The sequence below is a fragment of the Clostridium moutaii genome, from assembly GCF_041205085.1.
Taxonomy (GTDB): Bacteria; Bacillota; Clostridia; order Clostridiales; family Clostridiaceae; genus Clostridium_B; species Clostridium_B moutaii.
Window position 1 is genome coordinate 57,127 of the sequence record NZ_JBGEWD010000010.1, and the last position, 12,466, is coordinate 69,592.

Genomic DNA, 12,466 nt, shown 5'->3' on the forward strand with positions numbered 1-12,466 from the left:
ATTGATTAGTTAATCTAATTTCCAGATTATCCATGTGAAAGTTATAATAATACTAGCTGGAACTGATGTATTTTGTTGAATGTAAAGTATAAAATTCATTGAACTGTAAAGCTTTTATAATAGGGGGAAAAGGTAAAGATGATATTGCTTAAAAATATTGATTTTGTTTATACTTTTAATGATAGAGATGATATATTAAAAAATTGTAATATACTTATTGATGGGCCCAAGATTATAAAAATAGGAAATGATTTTTCAGTATCTGGACAATGTGAAAAAATAGATTGTACAGGCCTTATTGCACTTCCGGGTTTTGTAAATACCCATCATCATTTATATCAGACCTTATTTAGGGGAATTAAGGAGGTGCAAGAGCAACCTCTTTTTCCATGGCTTATGAAGCTTTATGATTATTGGAAAAATATAAATCCAGAGGCGGTTTATTATGGTGCAATAGTAGGATTTAGTGAGCTTTTAAGAACAGGGTGTACTTTAACTTCCGATCATCATTACGTATTTCCGTCTGATCAACCAGATACTTTAATTGACACCGAAATAGAGGCTTCAAATAAAATAGGAATTAGATTCCATGCCACTCGAGGTTCCATGTCTTTAGGCAGGGATGAAGGGGGACTACCACCCATGTCTGTTATTCAAAAAGAAGATAAAATACTGGAGGACTGTGATAGGCTAGTTAACAAATATAATGATCCCAGTGACTTTTCTATGATCAGAATTGCATTTGCACCATGTTCTCCTTTTTCTGTAACCAGGGATTTAATGGTTGAGACAAGAAAATTGGCCAGAAAACTGGGAGTTATGATGCATACTCATTTAGCTGAAACCTTGGATGAAGAAAAATTCTGCATTGAGAAATATGGAAGAAGGCCTTTTGAACTCATGGAGGATCTGGGATGGATTGGATCAGATGTATGGTATGCTCATGGAATATATTTAAATGATAGAGAAATTAATAATCTTAATGGTACAGGTATAGCTCATTGCCCTTCATCAAATATGAAATTGGGCAGTGGAATTTGTAGAACTAGTGATATTGTAAAGGTCTCAGGTAAGTTGAGTATTGGTGTAGATGGAAGCGCAAGCAATGATGGATCCAATATGTGGGAGGAAGTTAAAAGAGCTTATCTATTAAATCATTTAAAATATGGAAGCAATGGGCTAAGTGCTTATGAGATACTAAAAATTGCTACCAGAGGTGGCGCAGATGTTTTAGGACGATCAGATACAGGTAGATTGGATGTAGGCAAGGCAGCTGATATTATATTGTTTGATTTGAATAAAATTGAATATGCTGGTTGTCATGATCCATTGGTATCTCTGGTGTGTCTGGGTAACAGCTGTTTTACTAAAATGACTATGGTTAATGGTAATATTATTTCAATGGATGGTAAAATTTTGACAATAGATTGTGATAAAATTTTTCAAAGAGCTCGTAGAGTTGCCATTGATATGGTAAAAAAACATAATTAAATTATTGACAAAGATCAACTATTATTATAAAATTTAATTAACTAGTTAATCTAATATCAATTGACGTTTAAAAAATTTATTCGGGATATATTTTTAATAAATCTATAAATGAATTTAAAATTGGGAGGGTAATTATGTCTGAAATTAAAAATTTAATTCAAAAACTGGGAAGTTTAAACTATGGAAAGATGTACAATAATGATTTTTTCTTAACTTGGGAAAAAACGGATGAAGAACTTCAAGCTGTGTTTACAGTTGCCGATATCCTTCGTGAAATGAGAAAAGATAATATTTCCACTAAAATTTTTGATAGTGGATTAGGTATTTCAGTATTCAGGGATAATTCTACAAGGACAAGATTTAGTTTTGCAAGTGCATGTAATTTACTTGGACTTGAAGTGCAGGATTTGGATGAGTCTAAGTCTCAAATTGCACATGGTGAAACTGTACGTGAGACAGCAAATATGATTTCTTTTATGGCTGAAGTTATAGGTATAAGAGATGACATGTTTATTGGTAAAGGTAATAAATATATGCATGATGTATCTGATGCAGTTAAGCAGGGATATGAAGATGGTGTTCTTCAACAACGCCCTTCTCTTGTAAACCTTCAATGTGATATAGATCATCCAACCCAATGTATGGCGGATTTGTTACATATAATCCATCATTTTGGAGGAGTAGAAAATCTTAAAGGTAAAAAAATGGCTATGACATGGGCGTATTCACCTTCTTATGGTAAACCACTGTCAGTTCCTCAAGGTATTGTAGGGTTAATGACAAGAATGGGAATGGAAGTTTCACTTGCCCACCCGGAAGGATATGATTTAATGCCTCAGGTAGAAAGTGTTGCTAGAAAAAATGCGGAATTGAGCGGCGGCAAATTTGTTAAGACCAGTTCAATGAAAGAAGCATTTGAAAATGCTGATATCGTTTATCCTAAGAGCTGGGCATCATTTACTGCCATGGAAAAGAGAACAAATTTGTATGGTGAAGGTAAATTTGATGAAATAAAAATACTTGAGAAGGAACTTTTAGCACAAAATGCAAAACATAAAGATTGGGAATGTACTGAAGATATGATGAAGCTTACTAAGAATGGAAAAGCACTTTATATGCACTGTCTTCCAGCTGATATAAGTGGTGTAAGTTGTAAAGAAGGAGAAGTAGAAGCTTCAGTATTTGATCGCTATCGTGATCCACTGTATAAACAGGCAGGGTATAAACCTTATATTATTGCGGCAATGATATTATTGAGTAAGGTAAAAAGTCCAGTTAATATATTTGATAAACTTTTAAAAGAAAAGACACCTAGATTTTTAGGAAAATAGAAAATGGATATTTTTTTATAGAGTGACTCAAATTTATTTTGAGACACTCCATATTATATCAAAATTAATGAATGAGATAGTATTGGTGATTTATTTTATTGAAGGGAGAATGAAAAATGAGCGATAAAATGCGCCCGATTTCTTTTGAAAAAATGGTTAATTGGACCATTAAAGAGTTAAACACAAATGGAACTATATTTGGGATTCACAAGAATAAGTTTTATAAAAATAAGGGACAAAAATCTACTATAATATTTAATGAAAGATTATCTTCACCACTGGGACCAGCAGCAGGTCCTAATTCGCAACTTACTCAAAATATTGTGGCATCCTATTTGGCAGGAAGCCGTTTCATTGAATTGAAAACAGTACAAACTATAGATGGAGAGGACTTACCGGTGGCTAAGCCATGTATTTATGCCCAGGATGAATGTTATAACGTGGAATGGTCCACTGAGTTAAGGGTACAAGAAGCATTTGATGAATATATAAAGGCCTGGTTTCTGCTTCATGTTTTGATGAAAGAACTTAATTTAAGCGAGAAACGGGATTTTATATTCAACATGAGTGTAGGCTATGATTTGAAAGGTATACAATCTCCTAAAATAGATGCTTATATTGAAGGAATGAAAAATGCATCTGGTACAAAGATATGGAAAGAGTGCAAAGAAGTGCTTTCTTCACACATGAACTTATTTAATAAATTCAATGAGAAGGATTTAAATGAAATAGCAACAGGCGTGTGCTCATCCATTACATTGTCCACGTTGCATGGATGTCCTCCGGAAGAAATTGAAAAGATCTCAAATTATTTGCTGAAGGAAAAACATTTAAATACATTTATAAAGATGAATCCTACTCTCCTAGGGGAGAAGTTTGCCAGAGATACCTTTAATAGTATGGGTTATGATTATGTAAGTTTAAATGCGAATCATTTTACAAAGGATTTACAATATGCGGATGGAGTGGCTATGCTAAAACGTTTAAAACATACTGCTGCACAATCGAATTTGGAGATAGGAGTAAAATTGACCAATACTTTACCAGTTAAAATAGTAAATGACGAATTGCCGGGTGAGGAGATGTATATGTCAGGGAGATCCCTTTTCCCACTTACAATAACTTTAGCAAGTAAATTGTCCAAGGAATTTGATGGAAACTTGCAGATATCCTATTCAGGTGGTGCTGATTTCTTTAATGTGGATAAAATTTTAGCTACAGGTATACAACCGATTACATTTGCAACCACTATTTTAAAACCAGGAGGATATGAGAGGGTAACTCAGATGGCGGAAAAAGTGGAAGAACAACTTAAAGGTGCTTTTTCAGGTATTGATACAACTAAATTAGAAGAACTTGCAAGGGAATCCTTTACGGATAAACATCATCTTAAAGAATTGAGAACTGTAGATTGCAGAAAGATTTCTATGGAGCTTCCTATTTATGATTGTTCAATAGCACCTTGTACTATAGGATGTCCTATAAATCAGCAAGTTCCTGAATATATAGCTTTAGTAGGTGATAAAAGATATGATGAAGCATTTTCTGTAATTGTAAAGGATAATGCATCACCGGCGATTACAGGAACTATCTGTAATCATAATTGCCAGTATAAATGTACAAGATTAGATTATGATGAATCGGTTTTAATTAGAAATATGAAGAAGATAGCTGTTTTAAATTCTCAGGATAAATATATTGAAGGTATCAAACCGGTAGATTTAAAGAGCAGCAAGAAGGTGGCAGTTATAGGTGCAGGACCGGCTGGGTTGGCATCCGCCATGTTTCTAAGAAGAAATGGCATGGATGTAACAGTAATGGACAAGAGAGAAAAACCTTATGGTATAGTAGAATATGTAATACCAGAGTTTAGGATCTCTTCAGATATGATTAAAAAGGATTTTGAACTTGTTAAAAAGCAGGGGGTAAAATTTAAGTTTGGTATAAATGGGGATTCTAATATAGATGAATTGAAGAAGAAATATGACTATATAGTATTGGCAACAGGTGCGTGGAAACCTGGAAAGGTATCATTAAAAGAAGGAAAAGAAAAGGTTGTCGATGCCATATCTTTCCTGGAAAGATACAAGTCAGAAAAGAAAAATGTTAAATTAGGCAGGCATGTTTGTATTATTGGCGGCGGTGATGTGGCAATGGATTCAGCACGTGCTGCGAAGAGAGTAACAGGGGTAGAGAATGTTTCTATAGTTTATAGGCGAACTAAGAAATATATGCCTGCCAGTAGAGAAGAATTGGATTTAGCTGATTCTGAAGGTATCTTATTTGAAGAACTTCTTTCACCTACAGCTATAAAAGATGGTAAGCTTATCTGCGATGAGATGAAATTGGGAGAAAGAGATGCTTCAGGCAGAAGGAGACCTGTAAAAACTGGCAGCATGAAAACTCTAGATGCTGATACGGTTATTTTTGCCGTTGGAGAACAGATAGATAGCGAGTTATTAACTAATAATGGGATTAAGTTGGATGAGAAAGGTTTACCTCAGATAAGCAACTCATGTGAGACTAATATTTCAAATGTATATGTTGCAGGAGATGCAAAAAAAGGACCATCTACTATTGTGAGCGCTATAGCAGATGGAAAAGCAATAGCTAAGGATATATTGACAAAGGAAAATTTAAGTAGTGATTTTGTACAGAAAGACATTTCTTTTGATACAAAAGAATTATATAGCAAGAAGGGTATATTAAAAAACCCTGCTTATAACGAATGTGAATCCAAGAGATGCCTTGCCTGCAATCATATTTGTGAATTATGCGTTGATGTATGCCCTAATAGAGCCAATGTATTAGTTAAAGTAGAACAAAATTCTGCATCTTCGCATCAGATTGTACATGTAGATGGAATGTGCAATGAGTGTGGGAACTGTGGGATATTCTGCCCTTATAAAGGCAATCCTTATAAAGATAAGGTGACTCTTTTCTGGTCCAAGGAAGACTTTGAAGACAGTACAAATAAAGGATTCTTGATTTTAGACAAGGAAAAATGTATTTGCAAGGTTAGGGAAGAGGATGGTCAGATTACTGATTATACCCTTGGTGACAAAGATATGATTTCAGAAGAGATGGAGAATATTATTAAGGCTTGTATAGAAAAATACAGCTATATGATAAAATAAATATTAGAAGTTTGGGGGGAAAATAAATGCTGCTTGTTGGAAATGGTAAGGTAATTACTAGAGATGATACAAGACCCATTATAAATGGCGGATGTGTTGTGGTTGACGAAAATAAAATCGTTGAGATTGGTACTACTAAAGAATTAAAGGAAAAATATACAGATGCCAGATTTATAGATGCAAAAAACAGGCTTATTATGCCGGGATTTATAAATACCCATATGCATTATTATAGTACTTTTGCCAGAGGTATGGCCAATGATAGTCCGCCTGCTAAAAACCTGGTGGATATACTTACAGGATTGTGGTGGAGACTGGATAGGGCATTGACGTTAGAAGATGTTTATTATAGTGCAATTGTACCAATGGTAGATGAAATAAAAAATGGTGTGACTACGGTTTTTGATCATCATGCCAGTGCGCATGCAGTTAGAGGCAGTTTGTTTAAAATTGCAGAAGCAGCAGAGAAGATAGGAATTCGAAGCAACTTGTGTTATGAAACATCTGATAGAGATGGAGAAAAAATAGCAGATGAAGGTATCGCTGAAAATGCAGAGTTTATTAAATACTGTAATACTAAAAATGATGATATGTTAAGAGCTATGTTTGGACTTCATGCTTCTATGACTATTTCAGAAAAAACTCTGGAAAAGTGTCTAAAATCTATTGCAGGATTAAATACTGGATTCCATGTTCATACTGGGGAGGGTGTTGAAGACGAACTAGATTCAAGAGCCAAGTATGGTAAGGGAATTGTAGAGAGATGGTATGATGCAGGAGTACTTTGCGATAAAACCATTTTGGTACATTGTATTCATGTTGCAGAAAATGAATTGGATTTAATTAAAGAAAAGGATGTTATGGTAGTTCATAATCCGGAATCCAATATGGGCAATGCTGTAGGAGCTTCCCCAGTACTTGAAATGTATAAGAAAGGTATATTGCTTGGACTTGGAACAGATGGATATACTAATGACATGATGGAATCCTATAAAGTGGGAAATATTATTCATAAGCATGTTAAAAAGGATTCAACTGTGGCATATACTGAAATACCAAAGATGCTATTTGAAAATAACAGGAAGATAACTGAGAGATTTATTAATGGACAGGTAGGAATATTAAAGGAGGGTGCATTGGCAGACATAATCATAGTAGATTACAATCCACCAACACCTATTAATGAAAACAATATTAACAGCCATTTATTATTTGGTATTAATGGACGATGTGTAGATACAACAATTATAAATGGAAAGGTCATTATGGAAGACAGGGAACTTATGGGTATTGATGAAGAAAAGATTATGGCAAAGAGCCGTGAGCTTGCAAGTGATCTTTGGAAGCGCTTTTAAAAATCCATATTACTAAGATGAATTCCGGTGAAAATTTTATTTTTGCCGGAATTCATCTTTATGTTGAAATTAAGTCCATTTTAATTTAAAATTTGGGGTAAAGAGTATAATATTATGAGGTCGTTATTCAAAATTAAATATATAGCTGCTGGGAAAAGAGAGGTTATGATGATATGACAAAGGATATAAAAAAAAAGATATTGAATGCTGCAATGAAGGTGGTATCCAGAGAAAAAATAAGTGGAACCCGCATGTATATGATTGCAGAAGAAGCTAAAATGAGCCAGGGCAATTTACATTATCATTTTGCTACTAAAAACGATATAATGATATCACTTTTAGACGAGGTTCAAGAGAAATTTTCCACTTTACGTAAAAATTATATTGATTTAAAAAATAAAGACTCCAAAGAAAACATTAAGGGTCTTTTTGAACAGAAAAAAGATGAAATTATGAACAGAAAAGAATTGGAGTATATTCAATTTGACTATTGGGTTCAAGGCACGGTAAATGAGGAAATAAGAAAAAAGTTTCAAGATACTTTTAATATATGGCGTACTAATGTGGATGAAATATTAGATAAAAGTGAATCTATAGAAAAGGTTGATAACAAACTTAAAGACATGTTACCTTTTATAATGGTATCTTTAATGTTAGGAGGATCACTGCAGTATCTCATAGATGAAGGTAAGTTTGATTTAGAGGAATATTTTGATGCAGCAGAAGAACTGATATTTGATGAAATCTTTCAAAAATAGAATAGGACATTTTTAATAATATAAAAAACTAGGGAAAATAAACTCATATGGATTTATTTTCCCTAGTGAAACAAGTATATTATTTGTATTTCAATTGTTTAATTTTCAGTATTCTTTAAGACCTCTGTACTATTACTGCTTTTGATGGCACTTTCATGTTGTCCGTGATTTAAAAAGGCATTGAGAATTACAGCTGTTACTGATGCTGTAACAATTCCACTACTGAATATGGAATTGAATATTTGTGGAGTGTGTTTTAATAAATCAGGCATCATAGTTACTCCAAGACCTAATCCTATAGAACAGGCCACAACTAGCATATTTGAATTTTTGTTAAAATCTACGGAGGAAAGCATTTGAATACCTGCAACGGCAACCATAGCAAACATTATAATCGTAGCTCCTCCTATAACAGGTTGAGGAATAATAGTAGCTAAGGCAGCAAACTTTGGAATTAATCCAAGGGCAACAAGAATAATACCAGAAACCACTACAACAAAACGACTTGTTACTTTACTCAAGGCCAAAAGACCTAGATTTTGATTAAAGGTAGTATAGGGAAAAGAATTGAATATCCCTCCTAAAAGTGAGGAAATGCCTTCTGCCCTGATTCCACGTACTATATCCTTTTCAGTTATATTCTTATCACAGACTTTACCGATTCCAAGATAAGTACCTGTTGATTCAATCATTACCGTCAACATTACAAAACACATCATAATTATTGTACCAATATTAAATTTTGGTATACCGAAACTAAAAGGATATACAAAACTTATCCATTTGGCATTTCTAACTACAGAAAAATCAACCATTCCCATAAATGAAGCAACTATAGTACCTAAAATAATACCATTTAAAATAGAAATTGATTGAAAGAAACCTTTTAAGTACTTATTGGACAGCAATACTACAATAATTACAAAACCAGCCAGCAAAAGATTATGTATACTTCCGAAATCCTTTGCACCACTGCCGCCACCAATACTGGTAGCACCTACATTAATTAGTGAAAGTCCAATCATTGTGACAACGGTTCCTATTACTACATTGGGAAAAAGTTTTAATATTTTTCCATATAGTGGTGCAACCAGTAACACAAATATGGCAGAGGCTATTATTGCCCCATAAACCGTTTGCATTCCAAAGTTTTTACCAATAATAATTATTGGGCCCACAGCTGCAAAAGTACAACCCAGGATTGCCGGAAGTCTTATTCCTATAACGTTTCCAATACCAATAGCTTGTATTAAGGTTGCAATACCACAGGTGAATAAATCCGCAGCTACTAAAAGTGACAGATGTGTTGGGGTTAAGCCTACGGAACTACCAATTACTAAAGGCACAGCTACAGCTCCAGCGTACATGGCAAGTACATGTTGAAGCCCTAAAGTAGTGAGTTGAGGAATTGGCAGCATTTCATTTACTTTGTCCACTTTTTTTACATTTTTTTCTGACATGTATAATCCTCCTTTATAAAATAGCTTTTATATTTAATGTTAAAAATTATAATTTTAACATTAGATAGTATAAGAAAATGTTTTCATTAAAGGCAAATAAATTTCAATACAAAACTAATTAACTAGTTAGTCAAATAAATATTACTTTTTGATCATACAATATTAAAAAAATATTGTCAATATTTTAGCAATGAAATTATGTCTTTTTTAAAACTATTTTTTAAACAACATATTTTAATTGGATTTTTATAAGAGCATATGGATATAATAGGAAATAATATTAACTTTATTCTTAAAAACTATAGACAGTTTAAAGTTTTTAATATATACTTTGATTGTCAAAATATTTGATAATCAAAAATTTAAAAGGGGAGAATTGTAATGAAATTACCTCCATTGATCATAGGAAATTTAAAAGCCACTATACCCATTATTCAAGGTGGTATGGGTGTAGGAATTTCTGGGCACAGACTGACACAAGCGGTGGCAAACGAAGGTGGCATTGGTGTGATTTCTACAGTCCAAATAGGATATAGGGAGCCAGATTTTAAAATAAATACTAAGGAAGCAAATATTAGGGCGTTGCGAAGGGAAATAAGAAAAGCCAGAAAATTAAGTCCTAAGGGTATAATCGGAGTAAATATCATGGTAGCTATAAATGATTATGATGATATGGTGAAAACTTCTGTAGAGGAAAAGGCTGACATAATAATATCAGGTGCTGGTCTTCCACTTAACCTGCCTAAACTTGTTTCAGGCAGCGATATAAAATTAGCACCTATAGTTTCTTCTGGGAAAGCAGCTTCTATTATAATTAGAAACTGGATTAAAAAATATGCTAAAATGCCGGATGCAATTGTAGTAGAAGGACCGGAAGCAGGAGGACATCTTGGATTTCATCTGGAACAGCTTCAAGAGGGAAAGGAGTGCCTAGATAATATAGTGCGTGATGTTATTAAAGTTGCAAGTTCCTTTGAAGGTGGGGCAAATATTCCGATAATAGCTGCAGGAGGCATATATACAGGACAGGATATTGTGAAATTTTTAAAATTAGGAGCAGATGGAGTACAGATGGGAACCCGTTTTGTGGCTACTGAAGAATGTGATGCCCAAATGAGTTTTAAAAGAGCATATATAAATTCAAAAAAAGAGGATATAAAAATAATAAAGAGTCCAGTAGGACTTCCTGGAAGAGCTATAAGAAATGAGTTTATAAAAAAAGCTGAGAAGAATAGGATTATACCTTACAAATGTTATAATTGCTTAAAAAAATGTGATCCCAGTAAAACTCCCTATTGTATATCTGAGGCCTTAATTAATTCTGTTAGTGGAAATATAGATGAGGGACTGATTTTTGTTGGAAGCAATGCTTATAGGATAGATAAAATAGTTAAAGTTAAAGAACTTATAAAAGAACTTGTTATGGAAGCAGAAAATTTGTAACATAAAAGATAAAATAATAAATTTATTAAAGTGGTGATCTAGTGAACAAGGGTATAAATATTGTAAATGAATTATTAGTAGATCTTTTTAATGATATTTTAGTAATAGAACAAAAGTCTCTTCAATATTCCATATTTAAAGATTTATCTATTACAGAAATACATACTATAGAAGCTATAGGTATGTATAAACCTAGAACCATGACAGAAGTGGCTTGCCAATTAGATATAACACTTAGTACTTTAACTACAGCTATAAATCATTTGGTAAAAAAAGAATATGTCCTAAGGGAACGCAGTGAACAGGACAGGAGAATTGTATATATAAAATTATCAAAAAAAGGAAAGCTGGCTTTTAGAGTTCACCAAAAGTTTCACTCCGATATGGTTAGGGAGACTATAAGTGGATTGACGGAACAAGAAGAGACAATTTTAGTTGAATCACTGGAAAAACTAAATAGTTTCTTTAAATCAAAATATAATCTTAAGGCTGGATTGAAGGAGAAAAATGATGAATAAAGTTAAAATTATAGGTACAGGAAGTTATGTACCCTCTAAAATCGTGAATAATAATGAACTAAGCCATATGGTAAATACCAGTGATGAGTGGATAACAAGCAGAACGGGAATAAAACAGAGGAGAATATCTGAGGGAGAAGATACTTCAGATATGGCTACAAAGGCTGCAATAGATGTCATAAAGAGTGCAAAAATAGAAGCAAATGACATTGATCTTATAATACTGGCAACAGCTACTCCCGATAGTTTTATACCATCAACATCCTGTATAGTGCAAAAAAATATAAAGGCTGTTAATGCAACTTGTTTTGATATATCGGCGGCCTGCTCAGGTTTTATATATGGTATGGATATTGCCGCACAATTTATAAGAACAGGAAGGTTTAATACAGTGCTTGTTATAGGAGCTGAAACTCTTTCCAAGATAATTGACTGGCAGGATAGGAATACCTGTATTTTATTTGGAGATGGTGCTTCAGCTGCCATTTTGCAAAGTGGAAATGAGGAGGAAATACTGTCCATATATACGGGTTCGGATGGCAGTAAAGGAAAGGCATTAATTTGCCCAGCAATACCAGTAAATAACTTTTGTGCGAATCCAGGAATATCTCTAAATAAAAGCACAGTGAGTATGGATGGAAAGGAGATATTTAAATTTGCAGTAAAAGTTTTAGTTAAATTAGTGAATGTGCTGCTTACTGAATCACATTGTGATTTAAAAGAAATTAAGTATATAATTCCTCATCAAGCCAACTCCAGGATAATAGAATGTGCTGCTAAAAAGTTAGGAATAGATTCAAATAAATTTTACACTAACCTAGATCTCTATGGAAATACTTCAGCCGCCAGTGTTGGAATAGCTTTAGATGAAGTATATAAAAAAAATCTAGTGAAAAGTGGAGATAAGATTCTTGTTGTAGGTTTTGGAGGAGGATTGACCTATGGCGGACTTATAATTAAGGTAATATAAATT

The 12,466-nt window shown here is 33.4% G+C and carries 9 protein-coding genes; 8 read left to right on the plus strand and 1 reads right to left on the minus strand.

Going from position 1 to position 12,466, the window contains the following annotated elements; genetic code table 11:
* Positions 1 to 138: 138 nt before the first annotated feature.
* The 5 genes from AB8U03_RS11360 to AB8U03_RS11380 all read left to right on the plus strand — a co-directional run bounded on the left by AB8U03_RS11360 (position 139) and on the right by AB8U03_RS11380 (position 8,072).
* Complete coding sequence (locus tag AB8U03_RS11360) at positions 139 to 1,491, plus strand: 8-oxoguanine deaminase (RefSeq protein WP_369704668.1); 1,353 nt, start codon at positions 139 to 141, stop codon at positions 1,489 to 1,491.
* A gap of 134 nt (positions 1,492 to 1,625) precedes the next feature.
* Positions 1,626 to 2,822 (plus strand): knotted carbamoyltransferase YgeW, encoded by a 1,197-nt coding sequence (ygeW, locus tag AB8U03_RS11365; protein WP_369704669.1) that lies wholly within the window; start codon positions 1,626 to 1,628, stop codon positions 2,820 to 2,822.
* Positions 2,823 to 2,938: 116 nt separating this feature from the next.
* On the plus strand, positions 2,939 to 5,959 hold the full coding sequence (ygfK, locus tag AB8U03_RS11370) for a putative selenate reductase subunit YgfK (protein WP_369704670.1): 3,021 nt from the start codon (positions 2,939 to 2,941) through the stop codon (positions 5,957 to 5,959).
* A gap of 26 nt (positions 5,960 to 5,985) precedes the next feature.
* The gene (ssnA, locus tag AB8U03_RS11375; RefSeq protein WP_369704671.1) at positions 5,986 to 7,314 is read left to right on the plus strand and encodes a putative aminohydrolase SsnA; all 1,329 of its coding nucleotides are present in this window, start codon (positions 5,986 to 5,988) and stop codon (positions 7,312 to 7,314) included.
* A 173-nt stretch (positions 7,315 to 7,487) separates the two neighbouring features.
* Entirely contained in the window at positions 7,488 to 8,072 is a 585-nt protein-coding gene (locus tag AB8U03_RS11380; RefSeq protein WP_369704672.1) for a TetR/AcrR family transcriptional regulator, read from the plus strand.
* A 98-nt stretch (positions 8,073 to 8,170) separates the two neighbouring features.
* On the opposite strand, the gene AB8U03_RS11385 is transcribed toward AB8U03_RS11380, so the two are convergent.
* Positions 8,171 to 9,532: a nucleobase:cation symporter-2 family protein gene (locus AB8U03_RS11385; RefSeq protein WP_369704673.1), complete on the minus strand. Its 1,362-nt coding sequence runs from the start codon at positions 9,530 to 9,532 to the stop codon at positions 8,171 to 8,173.
* Positions 9,533 to 9,913: 381 nt separating this feature from the next.
* Here AB8U03_RS11385 and AB8U03_RS11390 point away from each other — a divergent pair, with 381 nt between their 5' ends.
* From AB8U03_RS11390 to AB8U03_RS11400, 3 genes are read left to right on the plus strand one after another with little or no spacing between them, the layout of a single operon-like run.
* A complete protein-coding gene (locus AB8U03_RS11390; RefSeq protein WP_369704674.1) occupies positions 9,914 to 10,975 on the plus strand; it encodes an NAD(P)H-dependent flavin oxidoreductase in 1,062 nt (353 codons plus the stop codon).
* 41 nt (positions 10,976 to 11,016) lie between these two features.
* Positions 11,017 to 11,493: a MarR family winged helix-turn-helix transcriptional regulator gene (locus AB8U03_RS11395; RefSeq protein WP_369704675.1), complete on the plus strand. Its 477-nt coding sequence runs from the start codon at positions 11,017 to 11,019 to the stop codon at positions 11,491 to 11,493.
* Positions 11,486 to 12,463, plus strand: coding sequence for a beta-ketoacyl-ACP synthase III (locus tag AB8U03_RS11400; RefSeq protein ID WP_369704676.1), 978 nt, complete (start codon positions 11,486 to 11,488; stop codon positions 12,461 to 12,463). The genes AB8U03_RS11395 and AB8U03_RS11400 overlap by 8 nt, the downstream gene beginning before the upstream one ends.
* Positions 12,464 to 12,466: the final 3 nt, after the last annotated feature.

Bases quoted from the DNA above. Each gene is read 5' to 3' on its own strand.
- AB8U03_RS11360 (WP_369704668.1), top strand. From the start codon at position 139: ATGATATTGCTTAAAAATATTGATTTTGTTTATACTTTTAATGATAGA.
- ygeW (WP_369704669.1), top strand. From the start codon at position 1,626: ATGTCTGAAATTAAAAATTTAATTCAAAAACTGGGAAGTTTAAACTAT.
- ygfK (WP_369704670.1), top strand. From the start codon at position 2,939: ATGAGCGATAAAATGCGCCCGATTTCTTTTGAAAAAATGGTTAATTGG.
- ssnA (WP_369704671.1), top strand. From the start codon at position 5,986: ATGCTGCTTGTTGGAAATGGTAAGGTAATTACTAGAGATGATACAAGA.
- AB8U03_RS11380 (WP_369704672.1), top strand. From the start codon at position 7,488: ATGACAAAGGATATAAAAAAAAAGATATTGAATGCTGCAATGAAGGTG.
- AB8U03_RS11385 (WP_369704673.1), bottom strand. From the start codon at position 9,532: ATGTCAGAAAAAAATGTAAAAAAAGTGGACAAAGTAAATGAAATGCTG.
- AB8U03_RS11390 (WP_369704674.1), top strand. From the start codon at position 9,914: ATGAAATTACCTCCATTGATCATAGGAAATTTAAAAGCCACTATACCC.
- AB8U03_RS11400 (WP_369704676.1), top strand. From the start codon at position 11,486: ATGAATAAAGTTAAAATTATAGGTACAGGAAGTTATGTACCCTCTAAA.